Origin of the sequence: Catonella massiliensis, assembly GCF_016651435.1 — a bacterium.
In the GTDB taxonomy this organism is placed as follows: Bacteria; Bacillota; Clostridia; order Lachnospirales; family Lachnospiraceae; genus Catonella; species Catonella massiliensis.
Genome location: NZ_JAEPRJ010000001.1, coordinates 1310140 through 1328382, shown reverse-complemented (window position 1 = coordinate 1328382; position 18243 = coordinate 1310140). Strand labels below are relative to the sequence as shown.

Below are 18243 nucleotides of genomic sequence, written 5' to 3'. Positions count from 1 at the left end.
GTATCCAAAATGGAAGTTTTGTGATATAATAGTTAAAAATCTGATAGTGCAAATGGATAAAGTAAAAAATATATCCTTATTGTTAAATATAGGTAATAAGTTTCTGCCTAATAGGATATATTTCTGAAATACCACACTATCTAGTGAGAGGAGGATAAAACTTATGAATAAGTGAAGTTGGCATTGAAACTATAACTTTTTTATTGATGGGAGGATTAAAAAATGTGTAAGTATCAAAAAAATATCGTTAAAAGTTCTGTGATTTTGGTTGCTATTGTTATTCTTTTTTTTACGGGACGGAGTGCAGTTGTTTATGCATCAAAATCGAGTGTTTCACAACAAATAGCTAAGTTAAATCGAGAATTAAAAGAATTGCAAATGAATTATAAAGTTGAATCAAATAGACTAAAAGCTCAAACCAAGGGATGTGAAGTTATTCTTTATCCGAAAACGATTTCATTCAACCCACGTATTCTAAGTGTATATAGCCTTTTTACAGGTAATTTTAGTAGCTCTTATAGTTACTTTTGGGTAAATAACCCAGGTAATCTTGATATTTTTGGCAATGGCTGGGTTAGGCTAACAGGAAGATATTTGTCGTATAATGGTATAACTTGTGCAGAGTGTAATGCTGTTAAAGTTACAGCAAACCCAGAAAAAATCGAGAAAAAGATTAAGCAAAAAAAGTCAGAAATCAAAAAATTACAAACTAAGTTGAAAAATAGTGCGACACTAAGTGATGTTCTTTTGCTGACTAATAAGACTAAAAAAATATCTAAACAGTGGAAATATTCAGATGCTGCAAATAAACTATCATATAAATCGCTTAATAGCAAAATTGCAATAGTAGATAGCAATGGCAAAGTTACCGGTAAAAAAGTTGGAAATACTGTTATCGTAGCTACAGATACTGTGAATGGAAATAAATATAAGTGCAAAGTGACTGTTGGAAAGCCAATTAAGAAGTTAAGCTTTGAATATGACGTTTACGACGAATATTATGATGATTTAGATGATATTAATGACTATATTAAAGATTATTCCTATACTGATGAGGAGGGTCGTATAGTTTGGCTGTACTTAAAGGCGGATACAAAAGTAATTGCAGAAAAAGTAAAAATATCCATAGATAATAAAGAATATGCTGATGATTTAAGCGAATATTTTGAAAATAATGATGGTAAACTAGTACCTATATATGTTAAAAGAGAAGGCATTTTTAAAGTAACAGCAAAAACATCAAGTGGATTGAAGGCAACTTGCGATGTATATGTATATGGGTTTAAGGTTACGGATATAAAATTAGAGCAACCTGAAATCAAAGTAGCTATAGATACTAATTCTAAAGAAAAAGTAGCCTTTGATTTACCAATAGATATTACTACTGATTATGATGGTGGAGATTTTGTTGGCTATTATAATTATTCAAGTGCTGGCTTGCCTTTGATATCAAACTCTTCAGATGAGAATATAGTGGAGGTTTCTGATACAACAATTTTTCCAAAGAAAATAGGAGAAGCAACAGTTACTGTAGAAACGTTGGATGGGAAAAAAGTTACTTGTAAAGTAACTGTTGTTGATAGAGTTGGTAACGAGGAGTTATTTAAAACTCAGCAAAAGAGTAAGTATGACTGGGGAAATAATTCCACCGATTAATCTGAAGACAATTCCGAAGATTAAAAAACATCTTAGTATCATGGGTGTCAAAAAATAGACACCCTATGATACTAAACTTGTACCGATTCGTTTTATTTACTCTTGTTAATGGGATTATTTGAAGGTTTATACCTTTGATATTGTACCTTAGTATATTAAATAACTTAATTGAAAGAGAACAAATATGGGTAGAGAAGAATTATTAAAGTACTACGAAAAATTTTTAATATTACTTTGTAAAATTGTTGAATTACAGAGTAGTTTAGAAGAAAAAGGAAGCTTAATAGCTTTGGCAAATGAGAATAAAACAAAGATGGTTGAACAAAGCCTTTTCGTGACTTATTTTAGTATAATCAGCGTCTTTTTGATAATTATCGGATTTATCGGTAAATTAGGCAAATATAGTGCTGTCGCAGGCATAGTTTCAGGAATAGTATTATTTTTCGTTTCGATATTTATTGATGATAAGGTATTCAAACCTAAAAGAGAAGTAAGTGGTGAAATGTATTATAACAATGTAATAGAACCATTAGAAAAGGACGCTTTTGTAATTAAAGATGCTATTGACAAGCTATGCGAATCTTCTGACATGAAGAATTATGAAACGATGATTCCAGAGAAATATCAAACTATAGAAGCGTTAAATCAGTTTGTAATAATATTGAAAGATGGTAGGGCAGATAGTCAAAAAGAAGTTTTTAATATTTATGAAGAAGAAGAACATAGAAGGGAAATGATTAATCTGCAACAAATGCAAATACAGAATCCAGTATCTATAATTGAAATGCAAAAGCAACAAAATCAGCTATCTGAAGAACAGTTAGATGAACTGAATAATATAAAGATGGGACAACGAAAGATTTCCAAGCAAGTTAGATATGGAAATGTTGTTAGTACGTTAGATTTTCTGTTCAAAAAATAAAGTATATTTTGACTGTAAGAGGTGACCATGAAAAAGAACTTAGTTATTGTACTGGCACTTTTGACTTGTTTTATTATATATGCTTGTGCTGATGAAATTAACAAATCAGTAAAGGAAACAAGTCAATATGATATGACGACTTCAGTAGATAAAGAATCAAATAAAACAAATAACACTAAAATTGCTACTGATAAGGGCTCAACTAAGAGTTCAAAGAAGAAAAAGACAAAAGAGAAAACAAAAAGTAAAAATAAAGCGCAAAAGAATTCTTCAGGAACAAATAAATTTAGTGACAATGCACTTATTAATGCAGCTGCTAGTTACTATGCAACTGTAAATGGTATAAATAATGTTGGTGCAATGATTGATAGCTCAAGTGGAGATGACATAACTATTCAAATATATCAAGATAGTGGCACGAGAATAGACACGTTAGATTGGTATACTGTTAATACGTATACCGGCAAAGGTACCGATTTTTATGGCAACAGCATAGACATTATGAATCCGCCTGCATCAAGTGCAAGTAATTATGATAGCGGTGAATATATTTTTCCAAATAGTGACAGCGAATATCTCACTGAATCTGATTTATCATCAATGAGTTCAGAAGAGCTTCGAATTGCTAGAAATGAAATATACGCTAGATATGGTCGTATGTTTAAAGACCAAGCTTTACAGAATTATTTTAATTCTAAGAGTTGGTATACACCTTCCATAAGACCGGAAGATTTTAATGAGCATTGGCTTAATGAATATGAAAAAGCAAATGCTAAACTTATAAAGAGCTTTGAATAAAATTTACAAAAACGTATTGTGCAGATACTTAATATTGCATAATACGTTTTTGCATTGTATAATTTACAATCTAGGGATTTAACCTGTTCATTAAACCTATAAACTAGCATACCAGTTACTCATAAAGGAGGTCACCATGAAGCTGTTACTCACAGCCTTTACACCATTTGGAGGAGAAAGCATTAATCCTGCTCTGGAAGCAGTAAAAGAGGTTAAAGATAAGATAGCTAATCTGGATATAATTAAGCTTGAAGTTCCAACTGTATTTAATAAGTCTATTCAAACTGTAATAGAAGCTATGGAAAAAGAAAAGCCTGACTTTGTGCTCTGTGTAGGGCAAGCAGGTGGGAGAGCGGGTATTACTCCTGAAAGGGTTGCAATCAATGTAGATGATGCCAGAATCCCAGATAATGACGGTAATCAGCCTATAGACAGAACTATTTACCTTGACGGAGAAAATGCATACTTTTCCAACCTTCCTGTAAAAGCTATGGTTGAAGCTATAAAAAAAGCAGGATTAACATCAAGCCTTTCCAATTCTGCTGGCACCTATGTGTGCAATCACTTGATGTATGGTGTGTTATATCATATTGATAAAATATATAAAGGAATGAAGGGAGGCTTCATCCATGTTCCGTATATACCCGAGCAGACAGTAGATAAGCCTGATAAACCTTCCATGCCACTTAATGACATTGTGAGAGGACTTGAAGCTACGATAAGTGCAATTGCTGAAAACAAAGAGGACATAAGTGTTGTAGGTGGTGCTGAGTGTTAATATAAAAGTTAGTGTATAATTATAATTGGCAATAGCAAAAAAAGAAGGGGTTGCCCCCTTCCCAATCATACAGTTTTATTTTATTATTGATTTGAGAAAAAAATAACATAAAGGAAAAAAACTGTATGACTAATGCTATTGTAAAAGAAAAAAAGATTTCATTCAAGACCTTAGAGAAGAAAATTTTTGAAGAGGCCTGCAAGCTTGCCAGGGAACACACTAAAATCATACTTGAAAACTATGATGATATTCTTTCAAAAGAGAGGGATACTTCTAAATATAGGAATAAAGGAAAGAGAAAGACTTCGATAAGAACCGTATATGGAGATGTCGAGTATGAAAGAAGGGTGTACCAGACAAGGCTTAGAGATGGAACGAAAGCCCATGTTTATCTTCTTGATGAACAAATGGGTATGGAGAAGATAGGCTTAATATCTACTAATCTTGCAGAGAAGATCGCCAATTCAGTTACGGAACTCCCGTACAGGGCATCTGCTGAGATGTTAAGCTCTTCTACAGGACAGACCATAAGTGCGGGAGGCGTGTGGAATATAGCCCAGAAGCTTGGCCAGAGGATAACATCAGAGGAAGACCTTGATGTGAAGAAGATGAAGGCAGGCAGACCTGATGGGAAAAGGGAAATCGGAGTTCTTTTTGAGGAAATGGATGGAGTATGGCTTTCGATGCAGGGCAGAGGGCATAAACGCATGGGTAAAAAGGAGATGAAGGTCTTTACCATGTATGAAGGCTGGGATGCGGAGAAGGAAAAGGAAGGGCGCAGCACTCTAGTGGAGAAAGTGGTGTTTGCAGGCATGGATGGAAGCAGCGGATTCCACAATAAAAGAGAGGCCGTGATACAGAAGAAATATAACCCTGACGAAATAGGCAGGCGTATCTTAAATGGAGATGGTGGCAGCTGGATAAAAGAGCCTTATGATGACGAGGCGGTGTTTCAGCTTGACAGATACCATATTTATCAGGAAATTTTAAGGAAAATAAGCAGTAAAGCTGTACAAAAGGATATACGAAGGCTCTTTGATTCTGAGAAGATTGAAGAAATGTTTGCTTATATACGTGAGTATATAAGAGTAAGTAAAAGCGAAGATGAAAGCGATAAAACCTGTAAAAAAGCCGAGGAACTGTACGCCTACCTTCACAATAACAGAGAAGGGCTGCTGCCGTACTACAAGCGGGGAATAAAACTCCCAGAACCTGTAGAAGGCATCATTTATAAAAACATGGGTATACAGGAAACACAAAACTGTACACTGATAACGCTGAGAATGAAGCACAGGCGCATGAGATGGTCAGAATCAGGAGCTGATAACCTTGCGAAGCTTCTGTGCAGGAAAGAAAACAAAGACCTTATAGAGACCGTCTGCCGTTACTCTGGGGAATTGATATTTGATGAGAGTCAGAGCGAGATAAAAGAGCCTCTCAGCGCTTCAAAATCACCGTTACGAGACGGTAAAGGGCTTCCATATATGGAAGTAGGCAGAGGAAGCCTTCCACTAACCGGTACGCCATTAACAGCAGGTAGAAAGGCATTAAGAAATTTTATACTTGGCAACTAAAGAAAAAATATCTGTTCAGTGCATAATCTGGGCTTGTTTGTGATACAAAAAAATAAAAAAACAATGATAAAAGAAAAAGGTAAGGAAATTTGCCAACGAGTACTTGACACAAACAATATAAAAATAAGTCTTGATTTATTGATAAAATTATGTTAAAGTAAATTGTTATGTAATTCGGATGGTCCTCTGACGCCTCATAGTGAGAGTGCTAAGAACATCTATGATAAAAGGAGAATAGAAATGAACGAATTAATCAGAGAGATTGAAAAAGAACAGCTCAAATCAAACGTGGATGAATTCAGAGTAGGTGATACTGTTAAAGTTCACGCAAAGGTAAAGGAAGGTCAGAGAGAAAGAATTCAGATCTTCGAAGGAACTGTACTTAAGAGACAGGGTGGCGGCGCAAGAGAGACTTTCACAGTTAGAAAGCTTTCAGGCGGCGTAGGTGTAGAAAGAACCTGGCCTGTACATTCTCCAAACGTTGACAGAATCGAAGTTGTTCGTCACGGTAAGGTAAGAAGAGCTAAACTTACATTCCTCCGTGGAAGAGTTGGTAAGTCAGCTAAGCTTAAAGAGGTATAATTGTTCTAATCGAACAGAGCGTAATCAAAAGGAGCAACTACTTGCAGTTGTTCCTTTTTTATTGTATCATAGAATCGGAGTTTAGTAACCTGGCGTAATTGGAAGGAAAATATATGGCTAGAAAATCTTATTTTCATAAAAAGGCTCGTATCGAGACGACGCCAACAGTGAAAAAGATAATTAAAGAGATAATTGTATGGCTGTTACTTATTGTATTAACTATTACAGCTTCTTACTTTATAACAACTAATATCTTTGTAAAGACTGCAGTTGCAGGAGTTTCCATGGAGCCTACTCTTATGGAAGGTCAGGTGGTAATCGTCAACAAGATAGAGTATTACCTAAAATCTCCAAGGAGAAACGATGTAATAGTTTATAAACAAAGTAACAGAGAGCATAGTTACTATGAAATAAAGAGGGTTATAGGACTTCCCGGTGAGACAGTTAAGATTAAAAACGGAATAATATACATAAACGATGAAGCCTTAAAAGAAAAGGTAAAGACAGAGACAATCGAAAACGCAGGTCTTGCAGAAGAAGGTATAAAACTGGATGATAACGAGTATTTTGTACTTGGAGATAATAGAAATGACAGTGAAGACAGCCGATTTGCAAGTGTGGGCAATGTACTTAAAAATGAGATACTCGGAAAAGCTGTTGCAACAGAAAAGCCATTTACTCTTGTGGACAGCTTAAATTTAGCCGATTAATAATATGGAGGATAGATATGCCTGATTTACACTGGTATCCCGGTCATATGACAAAGGCAGTTCGTCAGATGAAGGAGGATATAAAACTAATAGATATAGTTATTGAACTTGTGGATGCACGCATACCTATAAGTTCCAGAAATCCAGATATAGACAGCCTTGCAGCAGGCAAATCAAGGGTGATTATACTGAACAAGGCTGATATGGCGGATGATAGAGAGACAGAAAACTGGGTTAAACATTTTACCGATGAAGGTATGATTGCAGTTAAGCTTAATTCAAGAAGCGGTAATGGTATGAAGCAGGTCAAAGATGCCATAGCAAAGGCAGCCGAGGCTAAGATGGCAAGAGATAGAGCCAGGGGGATACTTAACCGCCCTGTAAGAGCCATAGTTGGTGGTATTCCCAATGTTGGCAAGTCCACCTTTATCAATTCATTTGCAGGAAGAGCAGTTACAAAGACAGGAAATAAGCCTGGTGTCACAAAGGGTAAACAGTGGATAAAGCTTAATAAACAGGTTGAATTGCTTGATACTCCGGGTATACTTTGGCCAAAGTTTGAGGATAGAAAGACAGCCGAGCACCTTGCTTTTATAGGCTCTATTAAAGATGAGGTAATTGAAAAAATGGAGCTTGTCCTTAACCTTATAACAGAGCTTGAGGAGAATTATTGTGGACTTGTAGCTTCTTACTATGGATTTGATAACTGTGAAAAGACTGAAAATAAGATTGATTTTGCCGTAAAGACTCTTGAAGAAGTTGCTAAGAAAAGAGCTCTGCTTAAAAAAGGCGGCGAAACAGATACTGATAAGGCTTCTAAGCTTATTCTTGATGATTTTAAAAACGGAAGACTAGGTAAAATAACCCTCGAAAATGTAGGAGAATAGCTAAATGGCTGATAACAAATATGATCAGAACAAGGATATGATCGAAGACAGTTTGGATTTTTGTAAGGATATACAAAGATACTATGAACTCGAGGAAGTAGACAAGCTGGATTTTAGAGGTTATTCACATAGAAAGGAAAGCCCAAAGGAAACAAAGGTTGAAACTATTGTTGTAACTAAAGAAACCAACAATGATGAAGCAGGACTGAGGGTTTATACTAAAATAGTAGCTATAATACTGTTTGCATTGATTTTTGTGAGAATTGTCAATGCATATATAGTTGAAGAAACCATAGTCAGCGGTACATCTATGAACCCTACCTTGCAGGGTTCAGATACTTTGCTGATAGATAAAATCTTTTATAAAATAGGTGATTTAAAAAGGTTTGACGTAATTGTTTTTGATTATAATGAGTCTGCCTTATATATAAAAAGGATTATAGGCCTCCCGGGTGACAGGATTAAGATAAATGACGGGCATGTATATATCAATGGGAGTTTACTAAATGATGATCCTCTTATAAATGATAAGATGACTTATGCAGGTATTGCTGAAAATGAAATAACGTTAGGGGAAGACGAATACTTTGTCTTAGGCGATAATAGGAACAACAGCTACGATTCCAGATATGAACAGGTTGGGGTTGTAAAAGGTAAATACATAATCGGAAGAGTATGGCTTAGGATTTTCCCTATTTCAAAGTTTGGGAGTGTTAATTAATGAAAAATATTTCGGAGATTAGGGATGAATGTGCAAGATGTGGCATTCATAACTTGGGTGAATTTGTTACTAACTATAGTTTAGATGAGAGAAGTGGTGTAAAAAAGCTTGTCGAGAAGGCAAGGAAGATGCTTGCAGATTACGAACTTGAAATAATGAGAATCAATTCGATGTCAAAGTTTGAAAGGCAATTTTGTGAACACGGATACATTTGCGGTGTTGATGAGGTAGGCAGGGGACCGCTTGCAGGACCTGTGGTTGCGGCTGCTGTAGTATTTCCCAAAGACCTAATCATACCTTATGTAAATGATTCCAAGAAACTTACTGAAACTAAGAGGGAAGAGCTTTTCAATCATATAATGTGTGAGGCTATCAGCGTAGGCTTTGGCAGTGTAGACAATAGCAGAATAGATGAAATCAACATTTTGGAATCGACTTTTGAAGCGATGAGGCAGGCTGTATCGGAGTTAAATGTTAAGCCTGACATAGTTTTAGTAGATGGCAACAAGAAGATACCGGGCCTTGATATCACACAGCACGCCCTGGTCGGAGGAGATGCAAAATGTCTCTCAATAGCTGCAGCCAGCATAGTTGCAAAGGTTGTAAGAGACAGGTACATGAAGGAAATGGATATAAAATATCCAATGTATGATTTTGCATCAAACAAAGGCTATGGCTCTAAAAAGCATATAAACGGAATCAAAGAATTTGGAATTTCTCCTATACACAGGAGAACCTTTGTACATAATTAGGAGTAAACATGGAAAAGAAAAAAGATGTAAAAACCGCTGTAGCCCTTGCGTACGATACAGAAAGCGGAGATGCGCCTTATGTAATAGCGGCTGGAAAAGGAGCTTTGGCTGAGAAAATAATTGCTGAGTCAAAAAAGAGTGATATACCGCAGTATGAAGACGAAAAGCTTGCCAAATCCCTCTCTCAGCTTGAAATTGGTGAGAATATACCACCTGAGCTATATGAAGTGGTGGCTCAGGTACTTCTCTTTGTGGATAAAATGGATAGAATCAAGTCAGCTGTCGCTGAAAAGAGAGATAGGAAGTGATAATATCAACAAACGTATACTTGGAAAAGAACAGGAAAACAAAGCAGTAGACTATCTGCTATCTAAAGGATATACCATTTTAGAAAAGAACTATCTTAGAAGAACAGGTGAAATAGACATAGTTGTTAAAAGTCCTGATGATTATCTCGTGGCTGTAGAGGTCAAGTACAGAAGCTCAGATAGATTTGGAAGCCCCTTTAGTGCGGTAAATTATACAAAGCAGAGGAAAATATATAAAACCCTGCTTTTTTACATGAGTGAGCATAATATACCAATGGATGCAAAATGCAGGTTTGACGTAGTGGGGATATACGGAGATAACAGACTTGAACATTTAATTAATGCTTTTGAAGCCTGTTAACTCCTTGTCAAATAGTAAGTTATGGCTTATACTGTATAGGAAAGTTTTGCAAAATAAAAAAACTATTTTTGGGGGAATTTATGAAAGGTATTATTCTGGCCGGTGGTTCAGGCACAAGGCTGTATCCACTTACAGAGGTTACAAGCAAACAGCTCTTACCTGTTTATGATAAACCGATGATATTTTATCCTTTATCCACGCTTATGCTCGCAGGGATAAGAGACATTTTGATTATATCAACTCCTAGAGACTTACCTAACTTTGAGAAACTCTTGGGGGATGGTTCGGAATGTGGTATTAGGTTGTCATATAAGATTCAGGAAAAGCCAAATGGACTTGCTGAAGCTTTTATTATAGGTGAAGAATTTATAGGAAAAGACAGTGTCGCAATGATTTTGGGTGATAATATTTTCTACGGTAACGGTTTATCATTAAACCTTAAGAAGGCAGTAGACTGTACTGAACATGGTGCTGCTGTATTTGGATACTATGTGGATGATCCTGAGAGATTTGGAATTGTTGAATTTAATGATAAGGGTGAAGCCGTATCCATCGAAGAAAAGCCTGAACATCCTAAATCAAATTATTGTGTGACGGGTCTTTATTTTTATGATAATTCAGTGGTAAAATATGCTAAGTCGCTTAAACCGTCAAAAAGAGGCGAGCTTGAAATTACTGACTTAAACAGAATCTATCTTGAAGAAGGAAGACTTAATGTAATTACCCTTGGAAGAGGCTATGCGTGGCTTGATACAGGTACTGTGGACACTCTTTCAGATGCAACTGAGTTTGTTAAAGTCATAGAAAAGAGACAGGGTGTTATGATTTCAGCAATAGAGGAAATAGCCTATAAAAATGGGTGGATAAGCAGGGAAAAGCTGCTTGAAAGTGCTGATAAATATGGGAAATCATCTTACGGTGCCCATCTTATGAAGGTTGCTCTTGGCAAGATTTTATATTGATAAGGAGAAGATAAATGTCGGATAATGAGAAGATGGAGAGTATGGACGACTATTTGGAGGAACTTGAAAAGTCATTTCATAGGCTTAAAAACGGTGATATGGTAAAAGGTCCTGTCATTGGAATAGGAGAAACCGAAGTAACTGTAGACCTTGGCTCCTACGCTGAAGGAATTGTTCCCATAGATGAGCTTAGCAATGACCCTAGGTTTTCTATTAAGACAGACATAGCAGTGGGAGATGTAGTAAATGCCATGGTTATTTCACCTGACAATGGGATAGGGCAGGTACTTCTTTCTATAAAACGTGCAGATAACATACTGGCTTGGGATTTCCTCGAAGAAGCAAAAGAAAACGGTCAGGTATTTAACGTAAAGATTACTGAAGCAGTCAAGGGTGGAGTGGTCACTTATCTAAAAGGCATAAGGGCATTTATACCTGCTTCGGGACTGGCGCTAAACTATGTTGAAGATACAGAGAGCTTTATCGGAAAGCATATTTCCGTAAGGATAATAGAAGTCGATGAAGATGATAAAAAGCTAATTCTTTCTGCAAAAAGTGTGCTAAGAGAAGAAGAAGCAAAAAAGACAGAAGAAAAAATGTCTAAGATAGCTATAGGAACAGTAGTTACCGGAAAGGTTGAAAGAATTGAGAACTATGGAGCCTTTGTAAGACTACCTGACGGACTTTCAGGACTTGTTCACATCTCGCAGATGTCTGAAAGAAGAATAAAACATCCTAAAGAAGTGGTTAGTGAAAATGATGAAGTAAAGGTAATGATTACTGAGATTAAGGATGGTAAACTAAGTCTTAGTATGACAAGAGCAGCTGAAAGCGAAGCCACAGATGATATCGACTCTACTCCTGTAGAATACAGTACAGGGGATGCACCAACCACAAGCTTTGCTGATTTATTAAAGGGAATCAAGCTGTAATACATTATAAAATAATAAAGGAGTTAGCTATGAGTAAGGAAAAAGTTGAGAAGTATAAAATGGAAAAAGCAGGAAGAAAGCTTAGTCTTAAGAAAGAGAAACGTATAAAAACACTTATTGGATGTGCCTGTGTTGTTGGTGCTGTTGTCTTGGCGGGTGCGGTAGGATATTACTCCGGTAACAAAAACGGCTATAATAATGGTTATACTGATGGCTTCACCTTTGCGGGACAGATTTATCAAAGCGCTAATGCGTCAAGCAGTGCTATTACTTCAGGCGCAGCAGTAGACACTAACAAAGCTGCAAGCGCTTCGGATGGCGCAGTCAAAACCGAGAAGAAATCAGGAAAGTAGTTTTTACTTAGTGTCTTTATAGAGTATTAAAGGAGAATGGTATGAAGGACAGACTTTATGAAGGATTTAGGAAATATTATGGAGATTCCAATGGGGCAGAGCTTTTCTTTTCACCGGGACGTGTGAATCTGATTGGAGAGCATACTGATTATAACGGCGGGCATGTATTTCCTTGTGCCCTTACCATGGGAACCTATGCCCTGGTAAGGAAACGAGGTGACAATAAGATGAACTTTGTTTCGCTAAACTTTAACAATGCTGAAGTTACAACTGTAGAACTTCCTGAGCTTTCATATCAGAAAAAGAACGGCTGGGCTAACTACCTGATAGGAGTGGTTTGGGCATTCTTAGGGAAAGGATATAAGATTGATAAGGGCTTTGACCTTGCTATGCTTGGTAATATTCCTTCGGGTGCCGGACTTTCATCTTCTGCATCCATAGAAGTCCTTATGGGTACAGCTCTTAAATATTTGTACGATATTGATATCGACATGGTAGAGATAGCAAAGATAGGACAAACTTCAGAAAACCAATTCAACGGTATGAACTGCGGTATTATGGATCAGTTTGCAGTGGCTATGGGCAAAAAGGACAACGCCATATTCTTAGATACAGCGGACTTGTCCTATGAATATGCGCCTGTGAAGCTAAAGGACGCCAAGGTGCTTATCACAAACAGCCATGTAAAGCACAGCTTGGTAGACTCTGCCTACAATGACAGAAGAAATGAAAGTACAGCTGCGCTTAAGGCACTTCAAACCAAGCTTAATATCTCCGGACTTGGCGACTTAACAGAGGAAGAATTTGAAGAGAACCAATATCTTATAACCGATGAGGTTCAGAGAAAAAGAGCAAAGCACGCGGTTTATGAAAATCAGCGTACAATAAAGGCTGTAAATGCTCTTAAAAATAATGATATTGAGACCTTTGGCAAACTTATGAATGCTTCACATATATCGCTAAGAGATGATTATGAGGTATCTTGCCCAGAGGTTGACAAGTTGGTCGAGATTGCTTGGAATATACCTGGGGTGATTGGCTCAAGAATAACAGGCGGTGGTTTTGGTGGCTGTACAGTCAGTATAGTTAAAAACGATGCAATTGAGAATTTTAGAAAAGAAGTCATTTCAAAGTATAAAGAGGCTACAGGTATCGATGCTGAGATATACGAGGCAGAGATAGGCGATGGTGCAGGAAGGATTCAGTAATGCTCTGTCTTCATAATTTTACCGGAGTCTATGAAAAGCAGGATTTTTACAAGGATTATCCTCATAAGTTATTTGATGACAAAGCTTTATGTGGAGTAAGGGGATATATGGATGAAGAAGCTAGAAAATATCTTCTTGAGGAAATAAAAGTGAGGTCAAAGCTTACTTCCATCCACCTCCTAGACTCCGGTAATTATCACCACTTAAGCCGGGTTTACCTTGATTTGATTAAGGAACCCTACAATCTTGTGGTGTATGATAACCATACGGATATGCAGTTTTCAGCCTTTGGAAATATATTGTCCTGTGGTTCTTGGATAGCTGATGCATATGAAACTCTTCATAATCTTAATAAAATTATAGTAGTTGGAGCAAAAAGCAGCTACATAGAGGAATGTGCATTTAAAAAAGACAAGAGAGTTGTTTTTGCAGATAGTATAAGTGATGTATATTTAGAAAGCCTGCTTCCTATCTACATTTCGATAGATAAAGATGTGCTTTCTGCAAATGAATTCATATCTGACTGGGATCAGGGAAATATGTCACTAGCTGTGCTTAAGAAAGAGATGGAATTTTTAACAGACAGATTCCGCATTATAGGAACAGATATCTGTGGGGAGCCTGATATCTGCGACGATATCAATATTAGTTTAAGTAATAATATAAATAAAGAATTGGTAAATATATTTGTAGATATTTTATATTAAATATGATACAATGAGATGATACCATTTTTGTTTAGGAGTTAGGTTTGATGGATAAGGACAATAAAGACGAAAAAAATGAGAATAGTCACATCTCTAGAAAGCTCTTAATCCTGATTGTTGTTATCCTGTTTCTTATACCAACTGTTTTATGCGTTGTATTGTTTGTAAAATACAACAAATTAAGCGATGAGATTGATAGAATCAGACAGCTTAAAATAGAGCGTATCCTGGTTGCACAAAAGAGGAATTCTGAAACAGAGATGCTTGCATCTATGTTAAGATTTGCTCAGTTTGAAGCCGATAAGAAAAAGGCTCTCATGCTTAAAGCAGAAGAGGAAGAACGAATAAGGACAGCAAGAGGAAGAGTTTATCTTACATTTGATGACGGACCTTCTGAAAATACGGAAGATGTTCTCAAAATACTAAAGAAAAATGATATTAAAGCTACTTTTTTTGTCATTGGAAGGACCGATAAGAAGTCTCTTGAGATGTACAAAAAAATAGTAAATGATGGCCACACGATTGCAATGCATTCGTATACCCACAACTATGGCTTGATATATGCATCTCTAAAGAATTTTAAGAAAGATTATTATGCTATAAGTGATCTCATTTACAATACTACAGGAGTAAGATGTAAATATTACCGTTTCCCGGGTGGAAGCAGTAATTCTGTATCAAAGATTGATATGAGCTTACCTATAAAATTTCTTAGAGATGAGGGTGTTGAGTATGTAGACTGGAATGTGATGAGTGGAGATGCTGTACGAATATCTTTGTCTGACAAAGTGCTGTATAAAAATGTCATGGCTGGTGTTCATAGTATGAAAAACTCTGTAGTACTTATGCATGACTCGCTGGCTAGAGGAACCACGGTTAGAGCTTTACCGAAAATCATAAAAAGCTTAAAAAAAGAGAACTACCTTATATTGCCTATAGATGAGACTACTCCTGTAGTACATCATAGAATAAGGAAGTTTAGTTAAAGGAGAAAGAGTAGTGAGACACAACGAGAAGGCTGGAAATATATTTTCCTGCTTATCAGCTTTGTTGTTTGTAATTGTATCAGCTTTTGTTTTTAATGTTCTGATTGCGGACTTTGTATCACCGGACACAGCTATAGCAGCTAACCGCAACTTTAGTGCCATTAAGACTGGTAAAGCAACAAAGAAATCCACAAATAAAACAAGTAAAACAAAGAAAAAGATACATCAAAAAACAGCATATTTAACTTTTGATGACGGGCCAAGCGTTAATACCGATAAAGTCTTGGATATCCTTGATAGGTACAAGATAAAAGCTACGTTTTTTGTAGTAGGGAGAACAGATAAGGCATCAATTAGAAGGTATAAAGAGATAGTTAAAAGAGGACATAACATAGGTCTTCACTCTTTAACTCACAACTATAAACTTGTATATGCAAGTCTTGATTCATTTAAGAAAGATGTATATGCTATCAGGGATATAGTCAAAAAATACACCGGAGTTGATTCCAAGATATACAGATTTCCCGGCGGAAGCAGTAATGGAGTCGCAAAGATAAATATGCATAAAGCCATAAAGTGGATAAGGTCAGCAGGATATCAGTATTTTGACTGGAATCTTGGAGGTACCGATGCCGCATATCCGCCACCATCTGCCAATGCAATATACAATGCGATAGCTATGTATGCAGGAAGCAATACAGATAAGATTGTACTCCTGCACGATTCAAAGGATAAAGTAAATACCTTAAGAGCCTTGCCAAGAATCATTGAGCTTCTTAAAAGAGAAGGATATAGATTTGCCAAGATTACAAAGAACACAAAACCCGTTCACCACAGAGTGAATCCAAAATACAAAATAAAATAAATGGAGGTATGTTATGAGTTTTTTTAAGGATTTAAAGGAAGATGTTGGAGTTATGGGAGACTTTGAGAATGATGACAATCAGATGGTTGACACTTTAAGTGGCAGTAGTTCTGATGATTTTGATGAGTTTAATCTCTCTGAAGAGGACGCACTTGGTGTGGACGATGATATGATTGAAAAGATGCAGGATGAGGATAGCTTAAATCTTGAAAACGAAGAAGTGGCTGCCGAAGATAATGTATATTCTGAGCCTGAATATCAGGAGACTGCTTATGTAGAAGAGAGTGAGCCTGAAACAACAGATGAAGAAGAGACTTTCCCTGCTACAGAGAATAACCTTTATACAGGTGACATAGGAGCAGATACTGTTACTGTTGAAAGCCATCCGGGCGAGATTGCTGAATCTGACGGAAGCACAACAGTTATATCAAAGGGAACTGTGATACAGGGAAGCATTGTTTCTGACGGTTCTCTAGATGTATATGGTACTGTTAACGGAGATATCAGCTGTCTTGGCAAGCTTTCAATCTCAGGTGCAGTTAAGGGTAAATCTTCAGCTGCTGAGGTATACTTACATACTAACAAGCTTGACGGCGGAATTACAAGTAAGGGCTGCGTTAAGATTGCTGCAGGTACTGTGGTTATCGGTGATATTGCTGCTTCTTCCTGTGTAGTTGCAGGTGCAGTTAAGGGCAACTTAGATGTAAATGGACCTGTTGTTGTTGATTCTACAGCTGTAATCAAAGGTAATATCAGCTCTAAAGGAATCCAGATTAACAGTGGTGCAGTTATTGACGGTTTCTGTGCACTTCCTTATGCATCAGTTGATATTGATTCTTTCTTTGGTGATGAGGTTGACGCTTAATGGATAGATATAAAAGAGTACTGTTAAAGTTATCAGGCGAAGCTCTTGCAGGTGACAAGAAAATGGGTTTTGATGAGGCTACCTGCATTAGAGTTGCAAAACAGGTAAAAGAGCTGGTTGATAACGGAATACAGGTAGGAGTTGTTATTGGTGGAGGCAATTTTTGGAGAGGCCGTACCAGCAATACAATTGACAGGACGAAGGCCGACCAGATAGGGATGCTGGCTACTGTTATGAACTGTATCTATGTGTCTGAAATATTTAGATATGTGGGTATGAAGACCTCTATTCTCACACCTTTTGAGTGCGGCAATATGACTAAGCTTTTTTCAAAAGACAGGGCTCTTAAGTATTTTGAGAAAAATATGGTTGTATTTTTTGCAGGAGGAACAGGACATCCTTATTATTCAACCGATACAGGAGCTGTGCTTAGAGCTATTGAGACTGAGGCAGACATCATATTGCTAGCTAAGGCTATAGATGGTGTTTATGACAGCGACCCTAAGTCTAACCCTAATGCAAAGAAGTATAAAGAAATCAGCATTGAAGAGGTGCTAGATAAAAAGCTTGCTGTAATTGATCTTGCAGCTACAATCATGTGTCTTGAGAACAAGATGCCTATGCAGGTATTTGGACTAAATGAAGAAAATAGCATCATTGACGCTGCGAATGGAATCAATAACGGTACAAAGGTTACGGTATAATACAGACTAAATATAGAATAAACCCGGGGAGGTTACTTATGTCAGAAGCAACAAAAATGTATGAAGACAAGATGAATAAAACGCTTAATAATCTTAGTGAAGAGTACATTACTATAAGAGCGGGGAGAGCAAATCCTCATATTCTTGATAAGATAAAGGTTGATTATTATGGACAGCCATCACCTATACAGTCGGTTGCCAACATTTCAGTTCCTGAGGCGAGAATCATCCAGATTCAACCTTGGGAAGCAAGTCTTATCAAGGCTATTGAGAAAGAGATTAATATGGCAAACCTTGGTGTAATTCCTAATAATGACGGTAAGTCTATAAGGCTTGTTTTTCCTGAGCTCACAGAGGATAGACGTAAAGAGCTGTCTAAGGATATCAAGAAAAAGGCTGAAAATGCCAAGATAGCCATAAGAAATATAAGAAGAGATGCTGTCGATCACTTCAAAAAGCAGGAAAAGGCTAACGAGATTACAGAGGATGATCTTAAAGGCCTTGAAGATGAGATTCAGAAGATAACAGATAAATTTTCTGATGAAATCGACAAGATGACAGAAGATAAGATAAAGGAAATAATGACAGTATAATATTAAATGGGGGTTCGGT

General features: G+C 36.7%; 22 protein-coding genes. All 22 read left to right on the top strand.

Features of this window, described 5'->3' with window-relative positions:
* The first annotated feature begins 222 nt into the window (after positions 1-222).
* The 22 genes from JJN12_RS05960 to frr all read left to right on the top strand — a co-directional run bounded on the left by JJN12_RS05960 (position 223) and on the right by frr (position 18224).
* Positions 223-1656: an Ig-like domain-containing protein gene (locus JJN12_RS05960; RefSeq protein ID WP_208428826.1), complete on the top strand. Its 1434-nt coding sequence runs from the start codon at positions 223-225 to the stop codon at positions 1654-1656.
* A 184-nt stretch (positions 1657-1840) separates the two neighbouring features.
* Complete coding sequence (locus tag JJN12_RS05955) at positions 1841-2578, top strand: hypothetical protein (RefSeq protein ID WP_208428825.1); 738 nt, start codon at positions 1841-1843, stop codon at positions 2576-2578.
* A 27-nt stretch (positions 2579-2605) separates the two neighbouring features.
* On the top strand, positions 2606-3376 hold the full coding sequence (locus JJN12_RS05950; RefSeq protein WP_208428824.1) for a YARHG domain-containing protein: 771 nt from the start codon (positions 2606-2608) through the stop codon (positions 3374-3376).
* 136 nt (positions 3377-3512) lie between these two features.
* Entirely contained in the window at positions 3513-4154 is a 642-nt protein-coding gene (gene pcp, locus JJN12_RS05945; protein WP_208428823.1) for a pyroglutamyl-peptidase I, read from the top strand.
* Positions 4155-4279: 125 nt separating this feature from the next.
* Positions 4280-5728 (top strand): ISLre2 family transposase, encoded by a 1449-nt coding sequence (locus JJN12_RS05940; protein WP_208428822.1) that lies wholly within the window; start codon positions 4280-4282, stop codon positions 5726-5728.
* A gap of 240 nt (positions 5729-5968) precedes the next feature.
* Positions 5969-6310: a 50S ribosomal protein L19 gene (rplS, locus tag JJN12_RS05935; protein WP_208428821.1), complete on the top strand. Its 342-nt coding sequence runs from the start codon at positions 5969-5971 to the stop codon at positions 6308-6310.
* A gap of 113 nt (positions 6311-6423) precedes the next feature.
* On the top strand, positions 6424-7020 hold the full coding sequence (gene lepB / locus JJN12_RS05930; RefSeq protein WP_208428820.1) for a signal peptidase I: 597 nt from the start codon (positions 6424-6426) through the stop codon (positions 7018-7020).
* 17 nt (positions 7021-7037) lie between these two features.
* Positions 7038-7907, top strand: a complete 870-nt coding sequence (gene ylqF, locus JJN12_RS05925) for a ribosome biogenesis GTPase YlqF (protein ID WP_208428819.1) — start codon at positions 7038-7040, stop codon at positions 7905-7907.
* 4 nt (positions 7908-7911) lie between these two features.
* Positions 7912-8628 (top strand): signal peptidase I, encoded by a 717-nt coding sequence (gene lepB, locus JJN12_RS05920; RefSeq protein WP_236013714.1) that lies wholly within the window; start codon positions 7912-7914, stop codon positions 8626-8628.
* A complete protein-coding gene (locus JJN12_RS05915; RefSeq protein WP_208428818.1) occupies positions 8628-9380 on the top strand; it encodes a ribonuclease HII in 753 nt (250 codons plus the stop codon). Before lepB (JJN12_RS05920) ends, JJN12_RS05915 begins: the two co-directional genes overlap by 1 nt.
* Positions 9381-9388: 8 nt before the next feature.
* Complete coding sequence (locus JJN12_RS05910; protein WP_208428817.1) at positions 9389-9688, top strand: EscU/YscU/HrcU family type III secretion system export apparatus switch protein; 300 nt, start codon at positions 9389-9391, stop codon at positions 9686-9688.
* Complete coding sequence (locus JJN12_RS05905) at positions 9630-10049, top strand: YraN family protein (RefSeq protein WP_236013713.1); 420 nt, start codon at positions 9630-9632, stop codon at positions 10047-10049. The genes JJN12_RS05910 and JJN12_RS05905 overlap by 59 nt, the downstream gene beginning before the upstream one ends.
* An 80-nt stretch (positions 10050-10129) precedes the next feature.
* Positions 10130-11011, top strand: coding sequence for a glucose-1-phosphate thymidylyltransferase RfbA (rfbA, locus tag JJN12_RS05900; protein ID WP_208428815.1), 882 nt, complete (start codon positions 10130-10132; stop codon positions 11009-11011).
* A 14-nt stretch (positions 11012-11025) separates the two neighbouring features.
* Positions 11026-11943: a S1 RNA-binding domain-containing protein gene (locus JJN12_RS05895; protein WP_236013712.1), complete on the top strand. Its 918-nt coding sequence runs from the start codon at positions 11026-11028 to the stop codon at positions 11941-11943.
* Between the two features lie 29 nt (positions 11944-11972).
* Positions 11973-12296, top strand: coding sequence for a hypothetical protein (locus JJN12_RS05890; protein WP_208428814.1), 324 nt, complete (start codon positions 11973-11975; stop codon positions 12294-12296).
* A gap of 41 nt (positions 12297-12337) precedes the next feature.
* Positions 12338-13504, top strand: coding sequence for a galactokinase (locus tag JJN12_RS05885; RefSeq protein ID WP_208428813.1), 1167 nt, complete (start codon positions 12338-12340; stop codon positions 13502-13504).
* Positions 13504-14211 (top strand): arginase, encoded by a 708-nt coding sequence (locus tag JJN12_RS05880; RefSeq protein ID WP_208428812.1) that lies wholly within the window; start codon positions 13504-13506, stop codon positions 14209-14211. Before JJN12_RS05885 ends, JJN12_RS05880 begins: the two co-directional genes overlap by 1 nt.
* A gap of 47 nt (positions 14212-14258) precedes the next feature.
* Positions 14259-15197: a polysaccharide deacetylase family protein gene (locus JJN12_RS05875; RefSeq protein ID WP_208428811.1), complete on the top strand. Its 939-nt coding sequence runs from the start codon at positions 14259-14261 to the stop codon at positions 15195-15197.
* 13 nt (positions 15198-15210) lie between these two features.
* Positions 15211-16062, top strand: a complete 852-nt coding sequence (locus JJN12_RS05870) for a polysaccharide deacetylase family protein (RefSeq protein ID WP_208428810.1) — start codon at positions 15211-15213, stop codon at positions 16060-16062.
* Positions 16063-16075: 13 nt separating this feature from the next.
* Positions 16076-16927 carry a bactofilin family protein gene (locus JJN12_RS05865; protein WP_208428809.1) on the top strand — a complete coding sequence of 284 codons (852 nt, stop codon included), beginning with the start codon at positions 16076-16078 and terminating at the stop codon, positions 16925-16927.
* Positions 16927-17631, top strand: coding sequence for a UMP kinase (gene pyrH, locus JJN12_RS05860; RefSeq protein ID WP_208428808.1), 705 nt, complete (start codon positions 16927-16929; stop codon positions 17629-17631). The genes JJN12_RS05865 and pyrH overlap by 1 nt, the downstream gene beginning before the upstream one ends.
* Before the next feature lie 38 nt (positions 17632-17669).
* A complete protein-coding gene (gene frr, locus JJN12_RS05855) occupies positions 17670-18224 on the top strand; it encodes a ribosome recycling factor (protein ID WP_208428807.1) in 555 nt (184 codons plus the stop codon).
* Positions 18225-18243: the final 19 nt, after the last annotated feature.

Coding starts and splice junctions, on each gene's coding strand:
- JJN12_RS05960 (WP_208428826.1), top strand. CDS start 223: ATGTGTAAGTATCAAAAAAATATCGTTAAAAGTTCTGTGATTTTGGTT.
- JJN12_RS05955 (WP_208428825.1), top strand. CDS start 1,841: ATGGGTAGAGAAGAATTATTAAAGTACTACGAAAAATTTTTAATATTA.
- JJN12_RS05950 (WP_208428824.1), top strand. CDS start 2,606: ATGAAAAAGAACTTAGTTATTGTACTGGCACTTTTGACTTGTTTTATT.
- pcp (WP_208428823.1), top strand. CDS start 3,513: ATGAAGCTGTTACTCACAGCCTTTACACCATTTGGAGGAGAAAGCATT.
- JJN12_RS05940 (WP_208428822.1), top strand. CDS start 4,280: ATGACTAATGCTATTGTAAAAGAAAAAAAGATTTCATTCAAGACCTTA.
- rplS (WP_208428821.1), top strand. CDS start 5,969: ATGAACGAATTAATCAGAGAGATTGAAAAAGAACAGCTCAAATCAAAC.
- lepB (WP_208428820.1), top strand. CDS start 6,424: ATGGCTAGAAAATCTTATTTTCATAAAAAGGCTCGTATCGAGACGACG.
- ylqF (WP_208428819.1), top strand. CDS start 7,038: ATGCCTGATTTACACTGGTATCCCGGTCATATGACAAAGGCAGTTCGT.
- lepB (WP_236013714.1), top strand. CDS start 7,912: ATGGCTGATAACAAATATGATCAGAACAAGGATATGATCGAAGACAGT.
- JJN12_RS05915 (WP_208428818.1), top strand. CDS start 8,628: ATGAAAAATATTTCGGAGATTAGGGATGAATGTGCAAGATGTGGCATT.
- JJN12_RS05910 (WP_208428817.1), top strand. CDS start 9,389: ATGGAAAAGAAAAAAGATGTAAAAACCGCTGTAGCCCTTGCGTACGAT.
- rfbA (WP_208428815.1), top strand. CDS start 10,130: ATGAAAGGTATTATTCTGGCCGGTGGTTCAGGCACAAGGCTGTATCCA.
- JJN12_RS05895 (WP_236013712.1), top strand. CDS start 11,026: ATGTCGGATAATGAGAAGATGGAGAGTATGGACGACTATTTGGAGGAA.
- JJN12_RS05890 (WP_208428814.1), top strand. CDS start 11,973: ATGAGTAAGGAAAAAGTTGAGAAGTATAAAATGGAAAAAGCAGGAAGA.
- JJN12_RS05885 (WP_208428813.1), top strand. CDS start 12,338: ATGAAGGACAGACTTTATGAAGGATTTAGGAAATATTATGGAGATTCC.
- JJN12_RS05880 (WP_208428812.1), top strand. CDS start 13,504: ATGCTCTGTCTTCATAATTTTACCGGAGTCTATGAAAAGCAGGATTTT.
- JJN12_RS05875 (WP_208428811.1), top strand. CDS start 14,259: ATGGATAAGGACAATAAAGACGAAAAAAATGAGAATAGTCACATCTCT.
- JJN12_RS05865 (WP_208428809.1), top strand. CDS start 16,076: ATGAGTTTTTTTAAGGATTTAAAGGAAGATGTTGGAGTTATGGGAGAC.
- pyrH (WP_208428808.1), top strand. CDS start 16,927: ATGGATAGATATAAAAGAGTACTGTTAAAGTTATCAGGCGAAGCTCTT.
- frr (WP_208428807.1), top strand. CDS start 17,670: ATGTCAGAAGCAACAAAAATGTATGAAGACAAGATGAATAAAACGCTT.